The organism is Pseudarthrobacter raffinosi, assembly GCF_023913735.1.
Lineage (GTDB): Bacteria > Actinomycetota > Actinomycetes > Actinomycetales > Micrococcaceae > Arthrobacter > Arthrobacter raffinosi.
In genome coordinates, this window is the sequence record NZ_JAMXBH010000008.1 from 1 (window position 1) to 23,557 (window position 23,557).

At 59.8% G+C, this 23,557-nt stretch carries 22 protein-coding genes; 13 read left to right on the plus strand and 9 right to left on the minus strand.

Features of this window, described 5'->3' with window-relative positions; all coding sequences use genetic code 11:
- From NG698_RS08590 to NG698_RS08605, 4 genes are all read left to right on the plus strand, one after another.
- Positions 1 to 272: integrase core domain-containing protein (locus NG698_RS08590; RefSeq protein WP_252609209.1), on the plus strand; the 272-nt coding region annotated here is incomplete at its 5' end.
- A gap of 834 nt (positions 273 to 1,106) precedes the next feature.
- Positions 1,107 to 1,712, plus strand: a complete 606-nt coding sequence (locus NG698_RS08595; protein WP_252609211.1) for a hypothetical protein — start codon at positions 1,107 to 1,109, stop codon at positions 1,710 to 1,712.
- 53 nt (positions 1,713 to 1,765) lie between these two features.
- The gene (locus tag NG698_RS08600) at positions 1,766 to 2,368 is read left to right on the plus strand and encodes a DUF6919 domain-containing protein (RefSeq protein ID WP_252609212.1); all 603 of its coding nucleotides are present in this window, start codon (positions 1,766 to 1,768) and stop codon (positions 2,366 to 2,368) included.
- Positions 2,369 to 2,456: 88 nt separating this feature from the next.
- Positions 2,457 to 3,377 (plus strand): AEC family transporter, encoded by a 921-nt coding sequence (locus tag NG698_RS08605; RefSeq protein WP_252609214.1) that lies wholly within the window; start codon positions 2,457 to 2,459, stop codon positions 3,375 to 3,377.
- Between the two features lie 729 nt (positions 3,378 to 4,106).
- Here the strand turns inward: NG698_RS08605 and NG698_RS08610 are convergent.
- Entirely contained in the window at positions 4,107 to 4,733 is a 627-nt protein-coding gene (locus tag NG698_RS08610; RefSeq protein WP_252609216.1) for an MFS transporter, read from the minus strand.
- 418 nt (positions 4,734 to 5,151) lie between these two features.
- Between NG698_RS08610 and NG698_RS08615 the strand changes: the two genes are divergently transcribed.
- The gene (locus NG698_RS08615) at positions 5,152 to 5,568 is read left to right on the plus strand and encodes a hypothetical protein (RefSeq protein WP_252609218.1); all 417 of its coding nucleotides are present in this window, start codon (positions 5,152 to 5,154) and stop codon (positions 5,566 to 5,568) included.
- Between the two features lie 140 nt (positions 5,569 to 5,708).
- Here NG698_RS08615 and NG698_RS08620 read toward each other — a convergent pair whose 3' ends face one another.
- Positions 5,709 to 8,123 (minus strand): hypothetical protein, encoded by a 2,415-nt coding sequence (locus NG698_RS08620; protein ID WP_252609220.1) that lies wholly within the window; start codon positions 8,121 to 8,123, stop codon positions 5,709 to 5,711.
- A 638-nt stretch (positions 8,124 to 8,761) separates the two neighbouring features.
- Positions 8,762 to 9,148 carry a hypothetical protein gene (locus tag NG698_RS08625; protein ID WP_252609222.1) on the minus strand — a complete coding sequence of 129 codons (387 nt, stop codon included), beginning with the start codon at positions 9,146 to 9,148 and terminating at the stop codon, positions 8,762 to 8,764.
- Between the two features lie 563 nt (positions 9,149 to 9,711).
- On the opposite strand from NG698_RS08625, the gene NG698_RS08630 reads away from it, so the two are divergent.
- Genes NG698_RS08630 through NG698_RS08645 form a run of 4 tightly spaced genes read left to right on the plus strand, consistent with a single transcriptional unit; the run spans position 9,712 to position 12,875 of the window.
- Positions 9,712 to 10,440, plus strand: coding sequence for an enoyl-CoA hydratase/isomerase family protein (locus tag NG698_RS08630; RefSeq protein ID WP_308293025.1), 729 nt, complete (start codon positions 9,712 to 9,714; stop codon positions 10,438 to 10,440).
- A 5-nt stretch (positions 10,441 to 10,445) separates the two neighbouring features.
- Positions 10,446 to 11,204, plus strand: coding sequence for a 3-oxoacyl-ACP reductase FabG (gene fabG, locus NG698_RS08635; protein WP_252609226.1), 759 nt, complete (start codon positions 10,446 to 10,448; stop codon positions 11,202 to 11,204).
- Positions 11,205 to 11,206: 2 nt separating this feature from the next.
- The gene (locus NG698_RS08640) at positions 11,207 to 11,701 is read left to right on the plus strand and encodes an acyl-CoA thioesterase (RefSeq protein WP_252609228.1); all 495 of its coding nucleotides are present in this window, start codon (positions 11,207 to 11,209) and stop codon (positions 11,699 to 11,701) included.
- Positions 11,694 to 12,875: an acyl-CoA dehydrogenase family protein gene (locus NG698_RS08645; protein ID WP_252609230.1), complete on the plus strand. Its 1,182-nt coding sequence runs from the start codon at positions 11,694 to 11,696 to the stop codon at positions 12,873 to 12,875. The genes NG698_RS08640 and NG698_RS08645 overlap by 8 nt, the downstream gene beginning before the upstream one ends.
- Before the next feature lie 73 nt (positions 12,876 to 12,948).
- Here NG698_RS08645 and NG698_RS08650 read toward each other — a convergent pair whose 3' ends face one another.
- The 6 genes from NG698_RS08650 to NG698_RS08675 are packed head-to-tail and all read right to left on the minus strand — an operon-like array spanning position 12,949 to position 18,391.
- On the minus strand, positions 12,949 to 13,830 hold the full coding sequence (locus NG698_RS08650; RefSeq protein WP_252609232.1) for a 3-hydroxyacyl-CoA dehydrogenase family protein: 882 nt from the start codon (positions 13,828 to 13,830) through the stop codon (positions 12,949 to 12,951).
- The gene (locus NG698_RS08655) at positions 13,823 to 14,602 is read right to left on the minus strand and encodes an enoyl-CoA hydratase/isomerase family protein (RefSeq protein ID WP_252609233.1); all 780 of its coding nucleotides are present in this window, start codon (positions 14,600 to 14,602) and stop codon (positions 13,823 to 13,825) included. The genes NG698_RS08650 and NG698_RS08655 overlap by 8 nt, the downstream gene beginning before the upstream one ends.
- Positions 14,602 to 15,810: a thiolase family protein gene (locus NG698_RS08660; RefSeq protein ID WP_252609234.1), complete on the minus strand. Its 1,209-nt coding sequence runs from the start codon at positions 15,808 to 15,810 to the stop codon at positions 14,602 to 14,604. Before NG698_RS08660 ends, NG698_RS08655 begins: the two co-directional genes overlap by 1 nt.
- A gap of 59 nt (positions 15,811 to 15,869) precedes the next feature.
- On the minus strand, positions 15,870 to 16,643 hold the full coding sequence (locus NG698_RS08665) for an SDR family oxidoreductase (protein WP_252609235.1): 774 nt from the start codon (positions 16,641 to 16,643) through the stop codon (positions 15,870 to 15,872).
- Between the two features lie 30 nt (positions 16,644 to 16,673).
- A complete protein-coding gene (locus tag NG698_RS08670) occupies positions 16,674 to 17,474 on the minus strand; it encodes a CoA-transferase subunit beta (RefSeq protein WP_252609236.1) in 801 nt (266 codons plus the stop codon).
- Positions 17,471 to 18,391, minus strand: a complete 921-nt coding sequence (locus NG698_RS08675; protein WP_252609237.1) for a CoA transferase subunit A — start codon at positions 18,389 to 18,391, stop codon at positions 17,471 to 17,473. Before NG698_RS08675 ends, NG698_RS08670 begins: the two co-directional genes overlap by 4 nt.
- Positions 18,392 to 18,429: 38 nt before the next feature.
- On the opposite strand from NG698_RS08675, the gene NG698_RS08680 reads away from it, so the two are divergent.
- The 4 genes from NG698_RS08680 (at position 18,430) to NG698_RS08695 (ending at position 23,490) form a co-directional block, all read left to right on the plus strand.
- Entirely contained in the window at positions 18,430 to 19,431 is a 1,002-nt protein-coding gene (locus tag NG698_RS08680) for a LysR family transcriptional regulator (RefSeq protein ID WP_252609238.1), read from the plus strand.
- Positions 19,432 to 19,725: 294 nt separating this feature from the next.
- Positions 19,726 to 21,018 (plus strand): hypothetical protein, encoded by a 1,293-nt coding sequence (locus NG698_RS08685; RefSeq protein WP_252609239.1) that lies wholly within the window; start codon positions 19,726 to 19,728, stop codon positions 21,016 to 21,018.
- 363 nt (positions 21,019 to 21,381) lie between these two features.
- A complete protein-coding gene (locus tag NG698_RS08690) occupies positions 21,382 to 21,927 on the plus strand; it encodes a tripartite tricarboxylate transporter TctB family protein (protein WP_252609241.1) in 546 nt (181 codons plus the stop codon).
- A gap of 9 nt (positions 21,928 to 21,936) precedes the next feature.
- The gene (locus NG698_RS08695; RefSeq protein ID WP_252609243.1) at positions 21,937 to 23,490 is read left to right on the plus strand and encodes a tripartite tricarboxylate transporter permease; all 1,554 of its coding nucleotides are present in this window, start codon (positions 21,937 to 21,939) and stop codon (positions 23,488 to 23,490) included.
- The last annotated feature ends 67 nt before the right edge of the window (positions 23,491 to 23,557 follow it).

Genomic DNA, 23,557 nt, shown 5'->3' on the forward strand with positions numbered 1-23,557 from the left:
GGTGCACCGGTAACGGCATCCGACAGTCCATGGGAGCCACCGGGGTGTGCTGGGACAATGCAGTGGCCGAATCGGCGTTCTCATCCCTGAAAAACGAGTTCTATCACCACCACAGCTTTACGACCCGCCAGGAGGCCCGGCGCGGAGTGATGAACTACATCGAAGTGTTCTACAACCGATGGCGACCCCATAGCAACAATGACGGCCTGCCGCCGGCCACCGCAATGGCGGCCTTCATGCCCACCGCGCAACCGCTTCCCGCGGCTGCCTGACCAAAAAGAAACTACGCGACTGTCTCACATCCTTGACACACCTCAGTCTGACCTTCCATAGGGTAAGAACCGAACCGACCAGGGCGAGGACAGCTGCCACTATCACAATCATCCTCTCTTCTGCTGTCTGCTCGCCCCATAACAGCAGAGATACCATCGCGATCAGCGCAACGACGCTGAGCACGAAGAGCGTTGAGAAATACCACCTTGCGCGGCGCTCCCTCGGGTCAATCCACGGTTTCATACCTTGCTCGCCTCTTTCTTAGATTGGCTTACGCCCTTGCTGCCGCATTCAATGGCAAACCAGAACGAGATTGGGTCGCCATCAAAGTCGTAACCCCCCTCTCAAGTTAGGACTATATAGTTCTTCGCGGGCATTTAATCTTCGTTCATGGAAACTTTTGCGTTTTCCGTGTTTTGATAGAAAAGGCCAACCATCAACTCGGAAGTCCGCTTCGTGCAGCGAAATATGTGTTGTCCACGGCCGGTATGCGAGGGTTACCACGCTGGACCAGAATGAACAGCGCAAGCTCGGCGGCCAAGCCTTGGATTAGATTTTCAGCGACAAGGCTTCCGGCATCTGTACCCTCAGGCCTCAATTGGCCGAACTGCTGCGCTCCGCTCGTGACGCAGACATCGTCGCGTTGGGCAAACTTCGTGTTTGGCAGGCGGAACCAGGAGCCAAGTCAAATGCCTGGGGGCCTCCCTGATCAGCCTCAGGATCGTGCCATATCCACATAGCCTGCCCGCCCATTGACCCCGGCGCCCACAGGGGATGCAATGGAAGGAGCAACCCGGAATCCTGGGCCGGGCCTTACGCGGGGAGGTGCCGCAGTGCCGGCATTCGCAGAATCCGTCCTGTTTGGAGCATTGCAGCTGAGTTTCTGGGGTGCAGTGCTGGTGTGCGCGGTGGCGGCCACCGTCCTGGCTGTCCGCCGGCATTCGACGCCGGACCTTGCCGTCCGCGCCCCGGACCCCGTGTTTTGGGACGTGTTTATGGGCTCTGCCGTGGCACTTCCGGCGATCCTTATTCCCACACTCGCGTCACCCTGGTTTGGTGTGGTCCTCGCCACGCTGGGCGCAGGGGCGGGCGTGGCCGCCTACCGTGGCAGCCCCCAGATCCTGGCGTGGCAGGAACGCCGCCGGCAGCTGCGGCTGGACCGGCCCGTTCGCACTGCGGCGCAGGCTGAACATGACGCACTCCTGGCCCGGTGGAGCCGCTACGAACTGGACCCTGCAAGCTGCATCGACTACCCCGCCATGACGGACGTCCGGCTGCCCGAAACGTCTGCGCTGATCCGCGCCATGAGGGAGGCAGAGCAGCTGCGGGCGGTGCCGCACCAAGGGTACGCTCCCGCCGTCGTCCGCTTTGGCGTTGCCCTCGCCGCGGCGGAACGGGCAGCCGGGATCCCTGCAGGAATCACCGCCGGCGGACATTAACTGCTGTGTCGCCGCCACTGGAGTCCTGCGGCGGGGCGCCGTAGCATCCGAGGATGGAACCCACAGAAGCGGAAGTCCGTGACCAGTTCGGCAGGCGCCTGGAGGATAAGGGGGCCTGGCGGCAGGCCATCACTCTTGCAGCGGCCGGGGAACTGACGGCGCGCTGGCTGGAGGGCCGTAGCGAATACCAGGCCGCCACCTTTACGGTCCGCTACGACGACGAAACAGAACCGATCGCCACCGAGCTTGCCGCCCTCAACAGGAACGGGCTGTTTACCAAGGAATCCCAGCCTGGTCTGCGGACCGGCAACTCCGCCCAGCGGCAGTACGTGACCGGCTTCTGCAGTGCAGAGGCGGCAGTGGAACTCCTGGCCCTTTCCACCCGAACTGACCTGGTGACGGTGGCCCATGCCCCGGGCGAGGCCAGCAGCGCCGCCATCCCCGTAACGCTCGACGGCGGCGAGGTAGTTACCGTCCTCGGCTCCAGCGAGACTCCGGTGCAGGAAGAACAGATCCAGGACTGGGCGGAGGAAACCAACGAAACGCTGGCGCTCCTGCTCGCCGACTCCTGGTACGTGGAAATCCTCGACCCAGTCTGGGGCCGCAATGACGTGCTGCTGCCCGCCGTCCTCGCCGCGCTGACAGCCGCGCCGTAGCCTACGGTATTTAGAAGTCGGAGTTTCCGGCGTTGAGCGCAGGGGTCGGCCGTGCGGAACTTCCAACACGTAAATAGAAGGGCGCACTGTGGGCGGCGTTGTCTCCGGAATCCTGATCGTCTCCGTCGTCATTGCTGTGGGCTATTTCGCCGCCCGTCTGCGGATCCTGGGGCCGGAAGTCCAGGGTGCGCTGACCCGCACTGCCTACTACGTCACCAACCCGGCACTGCTGTTCACGGTGGTGGCGGGCAGTGACATCCGTGCCGCCCTGGGAACCGATGCCCCGCTCGCGCTGCTTTCGGCAGCGATAGTGGGGCTTCTCTATTGGCTGGCGAGTTTCCTGTTCTTCCGGCGCCCGGCGGCGGAGACCGCCGTCGGCGCCATGGCCAGCAGCTACGCAAACGCAAACAACATCGGCATCCCGGTGTCCCTGTATGCCGTGGGGACGGCGCAGCACGTGGCTCCCGTGCTCCTGGTCCAGCTCCTGGTGATGGCACCGTTCTACCTGACAGTCCTGGGGCTGGTCTCCGGTTCCAAAATCTCGTGGAAGAAAATGCTGCTGCAGCCGTTGGGCAATCCCATGATCGTCGCTTCCGCATTGGGTGTGGCCGTGGCCCTGACCGGCTGGACCGCACCGGACCTGCTGCAGAAGCCGATCGACATGCTGGCCGGCGGGGCCGTGCCCATGGTCCTGCTGGCCTTCGGCCTGTCCCTCGCCGGCCGCGCGCCGCTGCAGAAGGGCGACGGCCGCACCGAAACCCTCGTGGCCACGTTCCTCAAGATTGCCGGGATGCCGCTCGTTGTCTGGATTCTTGGCCGCTTTGTCTTCGGGCTCGAGGGACAGCATCTCCTCGCCAGCGTGATCATGGCTGCGCTCCCCACTGCCCAGAACGTCTTCCTCTTTGCCTCCCCCTACGGCCGCGGCATGACCGTGGCCCGCGACGTCATCCTGTGCACCACTGTGCTCAGCGTAGGCGCTTTGATGGTTGTTGCCTGGCTCGTGGGATAAGCTGCCGACGCGGATCTCCGGCTCTCCCGCCGGACCTCCAAAGGCAAGTCCGCCGCGTCGCGAGAGCGGGCATACCCCACTCCTGCGGACCGCAACCTGAGAGCCGGAAAATGGATCGTGTGAAGTCGATGAATGGGAATTGACGATAGGTCCATTATCGGCTGCCAGTCGCAAATTGGCTGGGGGAGGGCTTTTCGGGCCTTACTCCAGGTGTGGATTGCCAGCCTTGTTGGCGAATTGCCAAACGATCTGGCGAATTTGCCAGCGAGTTAGCGAATCGCCGGTTCCGATGGTCACGCGAGCCGCGAATGGTGCGTGTTGGACCGGGTCTGCGCTTGGCCTCGGCGACGCAGCCCGACCCTGAACTCCACTGGAACGAACTTTTCGCCAATTCTAGTGGCAACGCGAGCCGCTCGAGAGCTGCTTATTCAGGCGCGTTCTTCTGGGTCAGCTGCCCGCACCGTTGGCCAATAAAGGCCACTCGAATTCCCGCTTCGGCCCCGCTCCTCGGCTCGCCAACTGGGGTTGTCAGTCTCGCCAACTAAGCTGGCAAGCCACACCAGGTCAGCCTCTCGCACGCGATTCCTAGCGTAGTGACTCCTCAGGCTGATCCCATCGTGGTAGGGTCACGGCGATAAGCAGGTGGCCTGAGTTAGGCGGTTCTTCGAGCACACAATGCCATCTCTGTCCTGTCTCAACACCGCAGCGGAAACGGGCTGTTCCCTTTGGTTAGGTGACGGAGAGGCGTTTCACGCGTCTGGAATGTGCGGCATCCGCTCCCAAGCTCAAAGCGAGACCGGTGGCTAGGAACACGATCTCGAGGATTGGAAGTGATCGGATGCCTGCAACGTCTAGTACGAATCCGCCCAAAAGGGCACCGCCACCGATCCCCACGTTGAAAGCCGTCGTTTGTAGCGCTGCTGCAAGATTTCGCATCCGGAACGACGCGGTCTGCAGCATGCGGGTCTGCAGTATCGCCGGGAGGCCGCCGAACGCGACGCCCCAGAGGACAAATGCTACGACGACGATCACGGGGTTTGCCGAGACCAGTGCGAGCACGAGAACGGACGCCATCACGGCAAGGACAGCTAGAGCGAAACAGCGCCTCGGAAATCGGCTGGCAGCGAAGCCTGCGACCACGAGGCCCATGGCCCCGGAGCCGCCGAACAGGAAGAGTAGGAAAGCGATCGACGGCGGAGGGAAATCCGCAACCTGGATGAGCCATGGGGCGATGTAGGTGTAGAAGGTGTTCTGCCCTGCGATGATGATGACGATCACGGAGCACACGATGATCACCCCGCGAAGGCTGTGGTCTTTGTGTAGCGGCAGGGGGGACTCCCCGGTCTTGAGCGTCACCTGGTCTATCCCAGGGCTGCGCGAATACCTGACACCGCGTCCGGCTCAATAGCAGCATTGCCGCGCGCCGGCGTGTCTTAGAGGACGGGGGTGATTCCGGCGGCGGGTCGTACGTTCCCCGGCGGCTTTCGCGCCCGCCTTTACAGAGAATTCCAAGGTTCAGGTACCCATAATGAACCGAAGCTTCGGTCAACCGCTATTTGACCGGAGCTTCGCCAATTTAGCGGTTTCTGGTCGCAGCTGTGGGTCATTTGACTGCGGACATTCGGTGGCCGGCAATGCAGGAACCGCATTGGGACCCTATTCTGACGGTGCTTGAGCAGCTGCCAGACGTCAGGTTCGGGTGTACGTCAGCGAACAAACAGCAGACTGGGGGTGGCTTCCTCCTCGGCGCAACTACGGCTAATAGCATCTAAGCATGACAATGCAGACAAAAGACCAGCAAGTGAAGCACGTAGTCGAGGGACTGGCTCTAGGCGTGTTGTCACGCGGCGTGGTTCGTGTTGCTGGCGGGAAGATTGACATGGAACTGGCGTTTAACCGCGCGTGGCGTTCATGGGCACCTTACGGTAGCTTCCCGGCCATTGGTGGAATAAGTGCCGGGAATCAGATCTGGTTGGGCATGGGAAAATCCGAACGGCGGACCGGTGTCCGGGCAGGATGGGCGAACCACTCGGAGCCATATCTCTTGAACGGATTCGAGCAATGGAGCACAGGGGAATGCCTCGAATTCCTGGCCGACGATCGGGCTTCGGCGGAGGACTGGGTCACCTTGGGGGACTTGCTTCTTGACGGACTGAAACCTGGACACGTTCACACGCACGGTAATCGGTAGACCCGCTGGGGGCCGATGCAGTAACGGAGTGTCATATAGCATTCGCGGCCTCCTTGGCCACTACCGGCGCCAACGAAACCAAAGTGCGCGGGCCGAAGATCGGGGTGATTCCCATGGCCCTCCCTTCCTGGCGCCAGCTACTAGAGCTTCTTTTTCCCTCGAGCGCCCCGCAGCCGGACTGTGCTGCGCCGGGCGCTGGGAGGTAGTTTGGTGAACGTCATTTTGAGACCGCGCAGCGGCGCGATTTCTACAGCATGGTCGCGGTCGGTGGTTCGTTCTTGAGGCCTGCCCCGGTAGCGCGTCCCAATTAGCGACCCATCAGGCTGATAGAGCAGCAACATCGCTCTGTCAGAGTGCGTCTGGTACTGCTTGGCATCCATATATTCGGCCAGGTGGTCCGTGCTCGCATCTTTCGGCGCGACCGACATCGTGAGTAACCAGGAACCAAAGGAACTGGCACCATGCGTTGTCAGGCTACGCTCAATGCTGCCACCCCGGGCTGCGCGCCTTACTGCCTTCAGATTCTTCCCGATACTTCCTTGCGCGCTTTCGCTCAGCCCCACCAGATCGGCGCCAAACCGTAGCCAACCAGGAGGGTGGGTTGCCTCGCTAGCGGATAGGTACTGCTCAACCCATGGCTGCTCCTGCCTGGCTGGCTTTACCACCTGAGACTTTGAGAGGCCTTCTTGCCAATAGAACCATGCATCGAGTGGATCAGTGAGTGTACCTAGCCGAACACGAGGCTGCTCTTCGAAGCGGCGCAGCTCGGAAGCCTTGATAGGCGACTCAACTGGTATGTGTTTAGCGATCTCATGAGGTTCGGGATCGAAGTACATGCCTCCTGTGAGGAACCACATGAACATGTCCAACTCGTCGACGCCATTGACCATAGTTGCCAGCCTGCGGCCTCTGCGACGCCGCAGGTACTCGAGGAACTGGGCAGAGTGATCGACGGTTTGGCTTATCACGATCAAGTCATGCATGCTGACGATCCACGGGACTTCGTCGGACTCGATGATGCCTTTGTCCGCCAGCACGTTCATGGACAAGGATAGGGGCCCCATATCGTCTAGCATTACGACGATTGAGTGGATCTCAGACGCAGACGACAAGTCGATCCATTCACCTTCGACGCTCCAAACGCCTCCGTTGGTGCTTATGAGACGGGTCAATCGGTTGGCCTGCTCGTTGCCCTCTTTGAGAGTCTTCTGCAGATCCTTGGCTAACCGCTGTGCGTTGCCACCCCGGGATTTCTCGGTAATAGACGCGGCTTTCACCTCAACGCATAGAGCGACCCCGTCGACCAGGAACAATATGTCAGATTCGAACTTGTCGGTCACTACAGCAGTACGGTCGGAGTCCCTGCCCAGGCTGGGTGTGTCGTTGGTATCAACCGGGCCAATGTACTTCTGTCCTTCCCAATGCGGCTTAGCGCCTTGTAGGAGCTTGCCAATTAAGTTAGCGGATTTCGACTCGGAGTAAACGGCACGCCGTTTGTCATACTTCGGCCACATCTTCGCAGCATTATTCTTCTTCTCGGCCGCGGCTGCGATCAGCCCCCTTTCGAGATTCCGGCGCAACTCGTCTTCGCTCAAGAAACCGTTGAGAAGGAGGTATTCGTCCTGGTCAGCGATACATCCCCCCGGCGTGGGAAGCTCACCATCAACGAACCGCATGACCGGGTTGACGTCATTCTCCGCCGCCCGCGAGGTGCTGAAGAAGTCCAAGACTGCACGCGCAGTCGATTCCGCGACTCCGGAACGCTCGGCGACATCAGCGGGTGAAACAGCGCCGAACAATCGGCACTCGTTCATCATGAGATTAATGTCGTGCCTGAAGGACTCCGCATCGGCGGGTGGACCGGCTTTGCTGGCTTCCCCAAGTCGGTCCCGAGCCCCGAACAAGCGTTCGTTCATCAGAGCTGTTGACGCCTCGCGGACAGCACGGATGTCGTCGAGGGTGAATCCGAGCACGCTATTTATGACGGACGAAACTGCTGGGTGGCCCAGAAGCTCTGTATTTACTTCCTTGGCGATGGATTCATACTGACGTCCGCGGACGGACAGTTCGTACCCCATGAATTCACCAGCGAGAGCACCGAGCGGCTGGTTCGCTCGCTGGCCGCGAAAGAGGGCCAGAGTCCGCGCGGCGGTCACGATGTTGGCTGCCAGGCCTAGCGCTTCTGCAGGATTTGGTTGACCCGAGTTTTTCCCCGTTAACGGCTGCCGCGGAAGCCCCATGCCCAGTAGCGTTAGTGCCACGACATCCTGGGCAGCCTGAGAGCTCTCTATCTGACTTTCGCTCTCCCGGAGGTCAGTGAAATCCCACGGGCCGGCGGCGAGACGGATGAACGCAAGCGCGTCGAATGAGTCATAGCCCCGCAAACACTTCTCTAGTGAGGTGCGGGCAGCTGATATCGCCTCTCGCATAAATACATGGGGGTCCTCATCGGCCGTCATGTTCTCTGCCATGTGCTGGTAGTAGGCAACAGCTTTGTTGAGGTTGTTAGCCACGTTGCTGCCCACAAAATCTAGGCGTTGGGGTGCGGGGTTCATGCCGCAAGTATTGCAGCGGCCTATGACAAAGGGGGTTGCTGATACTGCTTGCTGGGGCTGGATTTGATACTGTTAGATGAAGGCCAATTTGTCCTGTCAAACTGACAACACGACATAATCTCCATTATCGGCCCTTAAACGACGGGAGTGGCTCCGAAAAAGAGCTGTCCGTTGTGGCTTGCCAGCCTTGTTGGCGAATTGCCAAACGATCTGGCGAATCTTGCCAGCGAGTTGGCGGAGCGCTGGTGAGATCGCCCGAAAACTTGCACATAGTCAGCTCTGGATCGGGTCGTCGCTTGGCATCGGCGCCGGAGACCAAGCCCGAGCGACCCTGAAGCCGAGCCTTTCGCCAACTCCGATGGCAACGCGAGCTGGCGGCGCTCTGTTTGTACGGGCGCATACTTCGGTCCGCTCGCCTGCACCGTTGCCAGCAAGGGACAGCGCGATTTCCCCGCTAGGCCAAGCTCCTCAGCTCGCCAACTGACTGGCAATTTCGCCATCTATCCTGACAAGCCACATCCGTTCTCATTACAGACGCCAGTTTTCGTATGCAGCATGTCTATTTCCGAATCCTGGCGGATTCTCGATCAAGTTGTCAGCGCGCCTAGGTTTTCTGAGTCTGCCCTGCGGTGGGCTACTCAGTTCATCGCCCAGTAGGCTTCGATGGCACTCGGGACGTCGGCCACTGGACATGCGACATTCGGCGATTGTTTCAGCTGCGGTGATATTGCAGTGCCGGCCATAGCCACAACCCTGGGCTCCATCCAAGCCTTATCTATGGTCCCTGGCTTCTGAGTCGGGTAGCGTTCAGCGTCTTCTAGCTCCTCGATGATTTTATCGAGATCTTCGGCGAGGAGATTGTCCTTACGCGCGAAGGTAAGAACCTCGATCAGGCAAGCAAGCAGGGAGTCGCCTAAATACACCCTTCGGAAGTCCCGCATTAGGATCGTCCCACCGGCCGGGAAACCGCCCGTTGGTGGCATGTTCCCATCCGGCCCAAGCGAGTGGTTCAGGGCGATACCCAACCCTCCAAGCCGGGTCCGCCGGTTCGGGTGCTACTACCAATGCCACAACCAGCGTGCGGCTGACACGAAGGCGCGCGCCGCAGCGAGCACTTCGGCGGCGACTTGTTCCTGGTCTCCTTCTCGAAGCAGCCGAGCAGGCGAGCGATCACCCAGTTGCGGGTTCATGCCTTGAACCACGCTTGGACGGTGTCCGCACCGCGGACGTGTACAAGGCGCCATGGCCGGTCATTTGAACCGGAACGGCCGCGGCAGTGTTGTCGTTTCCTAGGCCCCACTACCTCGCACCAGGCGCCTGCGGGGACCATTGCGGGACCATCCGTAGTCGACGGCTGCCGATGCATACCACGCGCCGCTGAGCAATTGACCTGATGTGGAGGCATCTTCACGGACACTGTGCTCCTGAACAAGCCACGACTGCGGACCGGTTGAATTAGTAAGCATCGACTATGAATAACGTAAGCAATAAGTATTAGAAAAATTCAATCCTATCTGTCAAAGTTGCTCTGAACGGGAGGCTGGTTTTGGCATATCTTGCAGTCAGTAGGGAAGGGCACAGGCTTGAGGTGACCTTGACGGATCCTCGACGCCGAAACGCCATGGGCGCGCAGATGCGCGACGAACTCATAGCGGAGCTTACGAAGGCCAACGATGACGCGGACATCCGCGTCATCGTCATCAGGGGAGCGGGCGGTGCTTTTTGTTCCGGTGGCGATCTCGGGGCAATGCCGCCCAAGGATAGGGATGAGGCATCCTTCCGCCTGGGGCAGGTCGAGGTCCTCATCAGACTGCTGGCGGAATCCCCCAAAGCGGTCATTGCGGTGCTGAATGGCCCTGCTGTAGGTCTCGGGGCGAGTCTTGCTGCTGCCTGTGACTACATCTTCATGACCACCGACGCTGTGCTCATCTTTCCGTTCACCCGTCTGGGACTGATCCCGGACGGCGGGATCCTGCACACCTTAGGGCTCAGGGTCGGTTATGCCAAAGCAAAGCAGATTCTCTTGGAAGCGCGCAGCATCGGCGCAGGGGAAGCGCTCAGAACCGGCCTGGCTGATGTTGTGCTCCCCGTGGAGGAGATAGACGCTGCTGTGACTGAAAAGGCGGACCTTCTTGCCAGCCGGGCGCCTTTGGCCGTTGCGGCAATCAAAGCCGTGGGCAGAGAAGGCCCGCCGGACATGGAACAGGTATTCGCAGCCGAACAGCGCGAGCAGCAAAACCTTTACTTCTCCAGTGATTTTACCGAGGGAAAGGCCGCTTTTCAGCAGCGCCGTGCTGCGGTGTTCACCCGCAGTTAGAACGAATGAAGGAAGAACTTATGCCGCTTTTGGAAAACAAGACCAGTGTGATCAGCGGTGGGGCCGGGGGCATCGGGCTGGCGACGGCGAGGGCGTTGGCTCAGGCAGGGAGCAACATTGTCATCGGTGACAAAGATCAAGGCCGCCTGAAACTGGCGCTTGCTGAGCTTGACCTCGGGGCGACCTGTATCGCTGTGGAGTGTGACGTCACCTCTTCCTCGGACGTGAATCGCATGGTGAATGCCGCCGTCGAAAATTTCGGTTCGATTGACGTCATGGTGAACAACGCCGGATTCACCCGGGATGGAACCATGCGGAAGATGCGAGAAGAGGATTTTGACTCGGTTATTGGCGTACACCTCAAAGGATCGTGGCTGGGAACCAGGGCCGCCGCGGACGTGATGCGCAGGGAGGGAACAGCGGGCTCCATCATCAACGTTTCGTCGATTTCGGGAAAGGTCGGCATGCCCGGCCAGACAAACTACAGTGCAGCCAAGGCAGGCATCATCGGGTTGACTAAAGCAGCAGCGAAAGAGCTGGGTTTCTCTGGAATCCGGGTGAATGCTGTTCAACCAGGCATCGTCCGCACCGAGCTCGTAGAAAACCTGAAGCCGGAGATCCTCAGCGCCAAGTTGAGTGAGATTCCTTTGGGGCGGTTCGCCGAACCTGAGGAAGTAGCACAGGTCATTCTCTTCCTCGCCAGCAACATGTCGAGCTATATGAGCGGCAGCGTCCTGGAAATAACGGGCGGAAGGCACCTCTGATCATGACGACACCGCTGCACCAAAAGTCTGCCCATCCGGAGGATACAAATCAGCCGCACAAGGCTTTTCGCTGCGAAATAGCTGTTCGATGGTCAGATCAGGACGCCAACGGCCACGTCAATAACGCCCGTGTTGTGACCCTGATGGAGGAGGCGCGGCTCCTGTGGCTGAACCAGCATGCGGTCGCTGCAGGCGTGGGGAGTTTTACCGATCCCAAATTTGTGGTGGCTCTCACAGTGAATTATCTGAAGCCCATATCCTACGGTCCGGCGCTGGTGCTTCTGCTTACTACCGGCCGGATAGGGAACAGGTCATTCACTGTTTCCTATGAGGGGCTGCAGGACTCAAATACCGTATTCCGCGCTAGTACCGTGCTCGTTCCCATCGACACCGGCTCCGGCAGGCCGCGGGCCCTGACGGACGAGGAAATCGCTTACCTCGGCGCATATGCCCCACAAGACTTAGAAACAAACGACATTGGAGTGAAAGATGACTGACTCAACCGATTTCTACCTCCTCGAGGAGGCGCTGAATGACGAGCAGCGTGAGGTGCAGCTACGCGTCCGGGATTTCGCCAGGACTGAAGTTCTTCCGATCATCAACGACTACTGGGACCGAGCGGAATTCCCTTTCGAGCTAGTGCCGAAGATGGCCGGACTGGGAATCGTAGGCACAACGATCGAAGGTTACGGCTGCCCAGGAATGAGCCGGCTGGCTTCCGCCATGGTCTCCCTGGAAATGTCGCGTGTGGATGGCAGTGTCAATACCTTTTTGAGCGTCCAGTCAGGGCTGACGATGGGTTCCATAGCTCTCCTGGGAGGTGAAGAACAGAAAGGCCGATGGCTGCCGGGCATGGCAGCGCTGGACAAGATAGGGGCATTCGCGCTGACCGAACCTGACCACGGCTCGGATTCCGTAGCGCTGGAAACAACTGCCCGCCGCGACGGGGCCCATTGGGTGCTCAACGGGAGTAAGCGTTGGATTGGCAACGCAAGCTTTGCCGACGTCGTCGTTATCTGGGCACGAGACGAGGCCGACCAGAAGGTCAAGGGCTTCGTCATGGAGAAGAATGCGGACGGGAGTTATCCCGAGGGCTATACGGCGGAACTCATTACCGGAAAGATCGGCAAAAGGGCTATTTGGCAGCCGGATATCACAATCAGCAACCTTCGTATTCCTGCTGAAAACCGGCTTGTTGAGTCGTCAGGTTTCAGGGATGTCGGGCGCGTTCTGATGGCAACCAGGGGCAACGCCTCGTGGGAATCGCTGGGACACGCCATGGCGGCGTATGAGGCGGCACTGGCCTATGCCAAGAACCGGGTCCAATTTGGGAAGTCGATTGCTAGTTTCCAGCTTGTACAGAACAAGCTGGCCAACATGCTGGCCGAACTGACGGCGATGCAGCTGATTTGTTTTCGGATAACCGAGCTCCAGGAAAAGGGAAAGCTCACCGGAGCCATGTCTTCCCTGGCGAAGATGCACACCTCCCAGAAGGGTCGATGGATCTGCGCTGAAGCCCGGGATATTCTGGGCGGCAACGGCCTCCTCCTGGAGTATCAGGTTGCCCGCCACATGACCGATATGGAAGTTGTCCACACCTACGAAGGAACCGACTCGATTCAGTCCCTCATCATCGGGCGTGAGATCACCGGTATTTCCGCCTTCGCCTAAGCGTTGCTAAGACAGGCTGGTCCTGTGCCGGCAGTCGGCACAGGACCAGCCTGTTGTAGAGAGCGGCGGTCTCTCAGCTCCAGCTGTAGAAACCCTTCCCGGATTTCCGCCCCAGCTCTCCACGCTCCACCATGTCCCGCAGGAGCTGCGGCGGGGAAAATCTTTCACCGAGGGTGGAGCTCAAGTATTCGGCTATCCCCAAGCGCACGTCGAGGCCGACGATATCCGTCAGCTTCAGGGGCCCGACAGGAAACTTGTAGCCCAGTACCATGGCCGCGTCAATGTCCTCGGCTGAGGCAACGCCCTGTTCGACCATGCGGATGGCCTCGAGGGCAATGGCAACGCCGAGCCGCGAGGAGGCAAAGCCCGGTGCGTCATTGACGACGACGGGGGTCTTCCCGAGCGCCTCCACCCAGCTGCAGGCAGCCCCGGCCAGTTCTGCGCAGGTGCTCTTGGCGAGCACTACTTCCACCAGCAGGGAGGCCGGTACCGGATTGAAGAAATGCAGACCGAGGAAGCGCTCCGGTCGCCGCAGGTTATCCGACAGCCCGCTTACGGACAGGGACGAGGTATTCGTTGCCAGCCAAGCATCTGCGTCCAGCCGGTCCTCAACCGCTGTCAGGGCTGCGACTTTGAGATCCCAGTCCTCTGGAACGGCTTCCACCACCAGCCCGCACGGTGTAAAGGCCGAGTAGTCGGTGGATACCGAGAACCGAGCCGAGAGTGTCTCCAGGGGTTCGGTGGAGGTGCCGCGCTCTGCGCTCTTTTTCAGGACGTCGGCAACCCTGCCGCGGGCCGCTTCTGCCGCGTCGCCGTCACGCTCGACGACGACGACGGTCGCCCCTGAGGCAAGGAAGGCATGGGCGATTCCTGCTCCCATCCTGCCGCCGCCGAGCACCCCTACAGCAGCAGGAATCTGAGCCGGGTTTTCCGGGTGGGCAGTGAAATTATTCATGGGTCTTCTTCCTATCCGCGTTCTTCTTGCTTAAGAATTCCTGCATCCGATCGAATTTCGCCTCGGATTCAAAGAGGATTCCCTGCGCCAGCTGGTCGATGACCGGATGAGCCCCGGCGGGTGAGTGGAACACCGATTTGGTGATGCGAACAGCGAGTGGATCCTGCCGGCAGATCTGGTCAGCTAGCGCGTCGGCGGCCTGAAGCAACTCTTCCGCGGGATAAATTCCGGTGATCAGATGGAGTTCCAATGCTTCCTCAGCTCCGAGGATGCGTCCTGCAAGCAGGATTTCCTTCGCCACCGGTTCACCCACGAGCTCACGCAGACGCCACGATGCGCCGGCTGCAGCGAGGATACCGAGTCCGGTTTCGGGGTTGCCGATCTTCAACCGCGGAGTGCCGATCCGGAAATCAGCGGCGTAGGCCAACTCCGCCCCGCCGCCCAGCGCATAACCGTCCAAGGCTGCGATAACGGGGAGGGGTAGTTTCGCAATCCGCGTGAAGACTCCGGAATTGATTCCCGCCAGCGCCTCGTTCCGGCGCCGCTCCCGCAGTTCGGCAATGTCAGCACCGGAAGCGAAAACCCCACCTGAGGGCGTTTGTGTGCCGGAAAGGATGAGTACCTTCGGTGTGTCCTCCAAGCTGGCGCAGATATTGTCCAATTCCCGTGCCATGACGTGGTTAATGGCATTGCGGGCCTCCGGGCGGTTCAGCCGCACATGCAGCCGGTCTTCGCGTTCCTCGACGAGCAGGGTCGTGTAGTTATCCGCCATCAGACGCCCTCAAGCAGCAGCGCCGTACCCTGACCGACGCCCACGCACATGGTGGCCAGGCCGATCCGGCGGCCGTTGCCGGCCAGCTCGCGTTCCATGCGGCCCAGTAGGGTGATCACTATGCGTGATCCAGAGGATCCCAGAGGATGGCCAAGGGCGATAGCGCCGCCGTCATTATTGACAATCTCCGGGTCCAGGCCCAATCTGCGGATACAGGCGAGCGACTGTGTCGCGAACGCTTCATTGAGCTCGACGCTGCCGATGTCCCCAATGCCCAATCCGTTGCGCGCAAGGATCTTCTGCGTGGCGGGCACCGGGCCGATGCCCATAATTTCCGGCGGGACTCCGGCGGACCCGCCGTCGATAATCCGGGCGCGGGGGGTTAAGCCGAACTTACGGATGGCGGCCTCGGAGGCGACGATGACCGCGGACGCTCCGTCATTCAGGCTGGACGCGTTGCCGGCCGTGACAATTCCACCCTGCTTTACCACGGGACGCAGTCCGGCCAGCACCTCCAGGGTGGTCCCGGGCCGCGGGCCTTCATCAGTGTCTACCAGGACTGATTTCTTGCCCTGCTGTGTGGGGACGGCAACGATTTCGGCCTTGAAGCGGCCATCCTCGATGGCGGCGAGGGCCCTCTCATGGGAGCGCACCGCGAACGCATCGGCGTCCTCGCGCGAGATGGTATCGACGGCAGCGACTTCCTCCGCAGTTTCCGGCATGGAGAAGGCCGTTTTCTCCTGAGCCTTAAATATCGGGTTTACGAAGCGCCAACCGATGGAGGTGTCGAAGATTTCGCCGGGCCGGGCGAAGGCCTTGGCCGGTTTCTCCTGAACCCAAGGAGCACGGCTCATTGATTCAACGCCGCCGGCCACCACAATGTCTGCAGCGCCAGCCTTGATCATATGGGAAGCCATGATGATGGCGGAAAGCCCTGAGGCGCAAAGCCGGTTTACGGTGATCCCGGGCACGGTTTCCGGTAGTCCGGCCAGCAATGTCGCCATGCGCGCAACATTGCGGTTTTCCTCACCGGCGCCGTTGGCGTTGCCGAAGATCACCTCGTCGATCGTCCCAGGGTCGACGCCGGCCCTGGCCACCGCTTCCCTGATAGTGAGCGCTGCCAAATCGTCAGGTCGGACTCCTGACAGTGCTCCACCATAGCGTCCAACCGGGGTGCGCGCCCCGCCAATCAGAAAAGCCTCAGCCAAAATATCTCCTCAATTAATGCCCCAAGATGTTGGGACGACGTGCGGATTAGCTTCCCGCTTCAGTCGGCAGCGAGCTGGCGCCCGCCGTCGATTATTAGGTTTGTTCCCGTGATGTAACCGGCGAAGTCGCTGAGCAGATATGCGCAGGCATTGGCTATTTCGTCTTTGGCCGCCATCCGGCCCAGCGGGATCCCGGCTATATGCTTTTCCATCTCCTCCGGCGTCCCGAAAAGTGCTTCCACGCCGCCGGTACCTTCGGTGAGGCCGGGGGTGAGCGTGTTGAGCCGGATTCCATGACGTGCCCACGCAGCGGCGAGTGACTTCGTCATGGTCAGGACGCCGCTTTTGGCGCTGGCGGAGTGGATTGTGCTTGAACTGCCCGTTAGGGCCGCCGTAGTTCCGATGTTGACCACGGATAGCGGCGCTCCGGATTCAATGGCACTGCGGCCGACGGCCTGAGTGACGTTCCAGGTGCCGTTTAAGACGATATCGACGACGGCGCGCCATCCGTTCGTGCTCAAATCCAGGGGATCGACCCGGAAATTCCCGGCGGCGTTATTCACCAGCAGGCTGATCGGACCAAGCGTCCGGTAGATCTCCGCGATGGTGTCACTGACTCCGCCCGCGTCGCGTACATCAACGCTGTAGCCCGCTGCTGATGATCCGCTGTGGGATAGTTCGCTCACCGCCGCGGCCAACCGGTCCGGATCCCGGCCAATGATGGCGACATTTGCCCCCAAGTCCGAGAGCCGGTGCGCGATGGACAGTCCAATGCCGTTGCTGCCGCCGGTGACTAGAGCCGTCCGGCCTTGGAAAGTATTTGGGTGCAGCATGGAAGCCCGCCTTTACCTGGTTTGATGGGACTAGCGGAGGTAAACCCTGGAAGGGTCTATTTCCTCTCGGAGCAGACGCAGCTCCTCCGGTGTGGGCGCAGCAGTTACAGTAATGCTCTCCATTAGCCGCAGCGGCCAGCCGGTAGCGGCGCGCACCTGTTCAACAGTGACCCCTTCGTGGACCGATGCCAGGCACAACTCGCCTGTTTCGTCGGCCTTGAGTACGCCGAGGTCGGTGATCACCGTGGTGACGCCCAAACCACGCGTGGGGACCTTTGGGGCCGCTTTGCGCGCCGCAGCGAGGGACGGGCTGGTGCAGAAATCCAATTTATCGACAAAGGATTCCGGGTTATGCCTGCGCAACACCACGAATACTTCGTGGGAATTGGCCATCACCTCCACGGCTCCGCCGGATCCGGGCAACCGGACTTTTGGAGCGTGCCACGGTCCGATTACGGTGGTGTTCAGGCTGCCGTAGCGGTCAATTTGCGCCGCTCCCAGGAACCCGACGTCAATCCAGCCTCCTTGGAGTACGTAGCCGAAGAGCACCGGCATAGTGAGGATTGCCTCGGCCCCGGTGGCCAGGGAAGCATCCGCGATTGTCTCCGGAAGCCGGGGTGGGTGGGCTCCGCATACTCCCGATTCGTAGATCTGCTCGATATCCGGTGAGCTGGACTTCTGGGCCAAGGCGACGGCGAGAGTTGGCAGCCCGATCCCGGCAAATACCCTGCGCTTTCCTTGGAGCAGACGGCAACTGACCGCCGCCAGCAGTTCGCTTGCCGTATAGGAATTGCGTGCCTCCTCCATGCGCTCCGCCTGTTTCGTGATCATAAGACGCTCCCATAGTTAACTGGTGTGGAGAGGAGCGCGACAGGTGTCAGACGCTCGAAGTAGTTGTTTCCTAGCTTGTTCAGGTAACCGGCGTGGTTTCCGACGTCGTGGATCCATTCCTGTATCCACTGCTCAAGTTTTTGAGGATCCTTGCTGATGTCAGACCAGGCCCGGTAAAAGTCGTTGTCGCGGTCGTAATATCCCTGGGCGAATGACGGGTGGGCACCGTAACCGCATTCGACAACGGCATCGACGGCGAAACCCGGAATGATGGTGCGGTTTGGATCCGAGCGGATAACGCCGTCATCGACGATCTCCTCGACAAGAACAATCGTTTTCCTGGATGCGAAGGCCACTTCCTGCTGTGGGCCCAAGATGCCCCAGCTTTGGACATTGCCGCTGGCGTCTGCCCGCTGGGCGTGAACGATAGCGACGTCGGGGTTGAGTGCAGGCACCACATAGGTTTCAACTTCGCTGTCGAAAGGAGAGGTAACCCTTTTTAAGTTTGGGTTGACGCCCGGAAGGTCGCTGCCGGCATAAGACCGGATCGGCATGAACGGAACCCCGGAAGCGCCGGCCTGATAGCGGGCCAGCAAGCCGTAATGGCTGTATTCCTCGATCTCGATTGGCGAGACGCTGCCGTTTTCAACGGCGCGTCGAATCGCATATAAGGATCCGACTGAGCTGTTGCCAGTGAAGGCGAAGATGAGCTTGCTTACGCACCCGGCGCCCACCAACTGGTCGGCGACGATGTCGGGAGTCATGCGTACAAGCGTGAGGTCACGGATTCCCTGCCGGATTATTTCATGACCGGCGGCAAATGGAATCAGGTGGGTGAAGCCCTCCAAGGCCACAACATCACCGTCAGAGACGAGTTCCGAGACTGCGTCCTGCAGGCTGAACTGTTTATTGGTCATTGGGAGCCCTTCATGCCGCAAACTTTGGTGACTCAAGCTTGCATGCCAGGATCCATATACGTCCAATACTCAAAGTATACTCTTCTTATGCATTTTACTTATCAACCGTTGAGGAGCTAGCCATGGAAATCAGGCATTTGGTCGGTTTCATTGCTACTGCCGAGGAATTGCACTTTGGGCGGGCTGCCGCCCGCCTTCACATGGCCCAGCCGGCACTGAGCCAGCAGATCCGCCAACTGGAGAAGGAGCTCGGTGTGGAGCTGTTTCACCGGAACACCCGCTCCGTAGCCTTGAGCGAGGCTGGCCATGCCTTGCTGGGGCCGGCGCGACAAGTCATCGTGGCGGTTGACATGGCCAAACGGGCCGCCGTTCTTGGAGCTTCAGAAATTGTGGGCCGGGTGGTGATTGGTTTCGCAGGGGCCAGCAGCCGCAACGTTCTGCCGCTGTTGGCTCGGGCGGTCCGTGCCGAACAGCCAGGTATCGAATTGGTTCTGCAGGGACAGACCTATGCGGGTACGGCACTGGCGGAAATTGTGGCGGGACAGGTGGACATCGGGTTTTGCCGCCTCCCCGTGATGAATCCTGCAATAGCAACGAGGATCTTCAACTACGAGAAGCTGGTTGCAGCCTTGCCGTCGGACCATCCGCTTGCGGCGCAGGAAACGCTAAACATGTCGGACCTGGCAGCGGAACCGTTCGTCACATTTCCGGGCAATCGTGGGTCAAGCGTGCGTGATGCTTTGGTCCATGAGGCGCTGAATGCGGGCTTCACGCCCCGGATAATGCAGGAGGCCCCGGACTCCTACACGATCCTGAGCCTCGTGGCCGCTGGAGTGGGTGTCACCATCACTGTTTCTTCGGTTCAGCACATTGATACGCCCGGGCTGGTTTACCGTCAGCTGAGCGGAAACATCCCGGATCTCGCCGCCGTCCTGGCATGGCGCAGGGACAACTCATCGCCAGCGGTTCAGGCCGTTCTGGATATTGCGGAACGGGTCTTGCCCACGCCGGAGAAAGCGGCAAGACCAAACGATTCATAACCACGTTCTCTGGGTCACGCACTGCAGGGCCGGAACACGTATACGGTCGTGTTTATCGGACCGTTTGTGAGGCCAAAATTCCAGGCTCGGGGCGACGTCACTCGCTCTGTCGAGGGGTTCTAAAGCCGGCGCCGTCACTCTGCGCCCGGTTACCGTCCGCCTTGCGAAGTCCACTATGGTTAGCAACAGCCAGCCTGGGCAGCGTAGAAGAATCCACTGATTCCGCTGTCCGAGATCCCCGCGGCAGCTCACTTTTAAAGCGCGGGAGGTGCATTCCTGGGAGGAGGGAGAATCATGTTTAGCCGCCGGCGAATTTTTGGTCTACTGCTGAATCTCCTGCTGGTGGCCGTCAGCGTATCGCTGTTCGTGCCCCAAGCCAGCCAGGTTGCAGGAGCGTTAATGATCTGTGGTGCCACTGTAGGCATCACCATGGTGTCGGCGCCGGTCCGTTTGGTATCAGGCATCTTGATTGGTGTAGGCGGAGCCGCGTATTCTGTGGCGCTGGCCCTTGGCCACTCTTTCGATCCGACGGAATTGCTGGCGGTGAATCAAACATTGATTGGCATGATTGCCGCAGTTTCATTCCTGCAGCTCATCACGCGGACGGAAGGCCTCGCGCAGCCCCGCCTTTCCGGCCGCGCTGCTGTCTGGCGAACCACCGGCGTCGTGCACCTGCTTGGCTCGGTAATCAACATCACCGTTGTCGGCTCGGCCGCCGATCACCTGCGCCGTCGCAAACCCTTGCAAATGACAGATGCGTTACTGGTCTCGCGCGCATTTTCCACGGGTTCATTCTGGTCACCGTTTTGGGCGGCATCCGCGGCTGCTCTTATCTACGCACCGGAAGCGGAAATCCAAATTATTATGGTGTGCGGCGCAGCCTTGGCGGGGGTGGCCATTGCGTTCACTTCGGAGTCTGCCGCGCGGCGCCTGGGTGAGCGGCTCGTGGGATACCAGGGCTATGCGCTGAGCCGGCAGTTGCTTGAAGTCCCCGCGGCCATGGTGGTTCTGATCGTGCTGCTGCATTTGCTGGCGCCGGAAATTCCCGTGGCAAAACTTGTGCTGGTGTGTTCCCTCGCTGTCACTGCCGTAGTTCTAGTGGTCCGTGGATACCGGCGCGGGTACCGACAATTCAGAGAACACGCAGCGCACCACATCCCCAAGCATCACGGTGAACTTACCCTGTTCGCTTCCGCGGGGTTATTGGCAGTGGGCTGTGAAGCACTGCTGTCTGTGACCTCCGTGCGCATGCCTGTCGAGGTGTTTGGCGCGTTTGAAGCCTGGCTTTGCATTGTGGTGATGGTAGCGCTCGCGCTGGTAGGAGTGCATCCGGTTGTCTCGATGGCCGCGCTGGCTGCACTTGTTGCCCAGTTGGATCCCGATCCAACTCTGTTTGCCTTGGCAACAATGATCGGGTGGGGCTGCTCCATACCGGTGGGACCCCTGTCCGGGTTGCTGCTGCATCTTGGCGGCAGATATGGCCTGGACGCTTTGGCAATAGTGCGTGGAAACCTTCCGTACCTTGTCTTCGTCACCGGCATGGCCTACCCAACACTGCTCCTATGCGAAGTCCTTGTCCGAAGCTGACACGCCGTAACTACCCCACTGGTTATAAAAAATTCCTCCGACTCTTGTACGAATTGAGTATTGGACTTTATGGGTAGGGGGCTGGCAATCTTAGTGACAACAAGAACCCTGGTGATCCATATCACGTGGCTCACCAACCGCACCTTGGCAAGTCCGCTTTTGCCTGCTGGGCAGTAGCCGCGGTCTTCACACCAAGGGACGGGGTTGTAGTCGTCAAGCTCGAAGGAACAAGAGATGTCAAAGACGCCATGCACTGCCCTCGGTTGGCTGTGCAGCCCGCTGGTCGATGACCGTCGTTGGGTACCCCGCTCGGCGGACCGGAGGCAGCCGCTGATCAGTGCGGTGCTTGAAGGGCGGTGCTAGGTGACGTCCCGAAACAGTCATGTAGGCGGCTCAGGAGACCAGGATCCACTTGCCGTTAATCTGCCGTCCGAAGAGGCCGCTGCACTGTGGGAACAGGACAAGCCGCCGGCGGCCGGACCGATGGCGAACGTGTCCAGCGCGGTGCTGGTGGGCGCCATTGGGCTAAGTTGCATGGCGGGAGCCCTCGCGCTGGGTCTGGGGACGCCGTCGGAGCCCGGCAGCGGTATGTGGCCGTTCATTCTCTCCGTCGTTTTGATCTCCCTCTCGGTGGCTCTGGCACTATTGGCGCGGCGCATTACCGACGTCGAGAAATTTTCCGGCGCCAGTTGGGCGGTTCTTGCGGGTACGGCAGGTCTTGTGGCCTTCGTGTTTCTGCTTCCCGTGATTGGTTTCGAGATTCCGTCTCTAGTGCTGACTTTCGCCTGGCTTCGGTTTCTCAGCAAGGAGACGTGGCGAATGTCTTCGTTGCTCAGCGTGAGCATCGTCGCTGCTTTCTACGCGATCTTCGTCCTCCTACTTGGCGTTCCATTGCCGCATTTGTTTTAAGGAACTGATATGGACTTTCTCGATCCGATGATTAATGGATTCGGCGTCGTCTTGCAGCCGGTAAACCTGCTCTACTGTTTTATAGGGGTAGCCATTGGGATGCTGATCGGCGTGCTCCCCGGGCTCGGACCTACCGCCACGATTGCCATCCTGCTGCCGTTGAGTTACGGCATGGAACCGGTGACGGCCATCATCATGCTGGCAGGAATCTACTACGGTGCCCAGTACGGGGGGACCATTACTTCGGTATTGCTCCGGCTGCCGGGGGAGGCCTCATCTGTGGTGACGGTTTTCGACGGTTATGCCCTCGCCAAACAGGGACGAGCGGGCACTGCGCTCGGTATTGCAGCCATCGGATCTTTTATCGGTGGCACCTTGGCAATTTTCGGCCTAGCGCTATTTGCTCCGATCGTAGCTAGGTACGCTTTAGATTTCGGTCCGCCTGAATACGCCGCAATGACAGTTCTTGGTGTGCTCCTGGTCGCAACCGTCGGCAATGGCCACAAGCTGAAATCCGTCATTGCAGCCACAGTCGGACTGTTACTGGCGACTGTAGGCCGCGACATCTTCACAGGCGCTCCACGGTTCACCTTCGGCAACTTGGCACTCATGGAAGGCATCGGCTTTATTGCCATCGCGATGGGGGTCTTCGGCCTCGGCGAGATTATCTATAACATCGAACAGCGACACCAGAGGGTCTCAGTCCCCGCCAAAGTGGCCAACGTCTGGCCGTCTGGTAAGGATCTCAAGCAGGCATCCGGCGCCATGGGACGCGGCTCGGTTCTTGGCTTCGCACTGGGAGTCCTGCCGGGCGGCGGGGCTACGTTATCGTCCATGGTCTCTTACTCCATTGAGAAGCGGCGTGCAAAGAACCCCGAAAGGTTTGGCCGCGGAGCCATCGAAGGCGTTGCCGGACCGGAGACTGCAAACAATGCGGCAGCAACGTCGTCGTTCATCCCACTTCTCACCCTGGGTATCCCAGCGAACGCCACCATGGCCATCATGCTTGGCGCTCTCCTGATCCAAGGGATCACCCCCGGTCCGCAGCTCGTCTCCGAACACCCAGACCTGTTCTGGGGAGTAATCAACTCGATGTTCATCGGGAACATCCTGTTGCTGATAATGAGCATCCCCCTCGTTGGAATTTTCGTTAAAATCCTCCGGGTGCGTGAAGGCATACTCGCGCCTATTACCGCGCTGATCACGTTACTGGGTGTCTACACGATCAGTAACAGCATCTTCGACATGGTGCTGGTAATCGTCTTCGGCGTCCTCGGTTATCTGATGAAGAAATTCGGCTTTGACGCCGGGCCGCTGGTGCTGGCATTTGTTCTCGGCGGGTTGCTCGAAAGTTCAGTTCGCCAGTCGATGAGGATTTTCGACGGCGACGCTACCGGGTTTCTCACACGCCCAATCTCGGCTACATTGATCGTGATGTTTTTCATCGTGGCACTTTTGCCGGCTATCCAGAAATTGTGGAAGCGCCGTCGCCTCCAGCTTTCTAAAAAAACAGAACCTGCGACTGATGAAAAAACGAAAGTGGAGTCAACCAAGATTGACTGACTTCACCAGATGCCGGGAAAGTGCGGCATAGATGTTAGGGCGGTCGAAAAAACTTTTATTACTCATA

Bases quoted from the DNA above. Each gene is read 5' to 3' on its own strand.
- NG698_RS08600 (WP_252609212.1), top strand. From the start codon at position 1,766: ATGGAACCCACAGAAGCGGAAGTCCGTGACCAGTTCGGCAGGCGCCTG.
- NG698_RS08615 (WP_252609218.1), top strand. From the start codon at position 5,152: ATGACAATGCAGACAAAAGACCAGCAAGTGAAGCACGTAGTCGAGGGA.
- NG698_RS08620 (WP_252609220.1), bottom strand. From the start codon at position 8,123: ATGAACCCCGCACCCCAACGCCTAGATTTTGTGGGCAGCAACGTGGCT.
- fabG (WP_252609226.1), top strand. From the start codon at position 10,446: ATGAAGGAAGAACTTATGCCGCTTTTGGAAAACAAGACCAGTGTGATC.
- NG698_RS08640 (WP_252609228.1), top strand. From the start codon at position 11,207: ATGACGACACCGCTGCACCAAAAGTCTGCCCATCCGGAGGATACAAAT.
- NG698_RS08645 (WP_252609230.1), top strand. From the start codon at position 11,694: ATGACTGACTCAACCGATTTCTACCTCCTCGAGGAGGCGCTGAATGAC.
- NG698_RS08650 (WP_252609232.1), bottom strand. From the start codon at position 13,830: ATGAATAATTTCACTGCCCACCCGGAAAACCCGGCTCAGATTCCTGCT.
- NG698_RS08655 (WP_252609233.1), bottom strand. From the start codon at position 14,602: ATGGCGGATAACTACACGACCCTGCTCGTCGAGGAACGCGAAGACCGG.
- NG698_RS08665 (WP_252609235.1), bottom strand. From the start codon at position 16,643: ATGCTGCACCCAAATACTTTCCAAGGCCGGACGGCTCTAGTCACCGGC.
- NG698_RS08670 (WP_252609236.1), bottom strand. From the start codon at position 17,474: ATGATCACGAAACAGGCGGAGCGCATGGAGGAGGCACGCAATTCCTAT.
- NG698_RS08675 (WP_252609237.1), bottom strand. From the start codon at position 18,391: ATGACCAATAAACAGTTCAGCCTGCAGGACGCAGTCTCGGAACTCGTC.
- NG698_RS08685 (WP_252609239.1), top strand. From the start codon at position 19,726: ATGTTTAGCCGCCGGCGAATTTTTGGTCTACTGCTGAATCTCCTGCTG.
- NG698_RS08695 (WP_252609243.1), top strand. From the start codon at position 21,937: ATGGACTTTCTCGATCCGATGATTAATGGATTCGGCGTCGTCTTGCAG.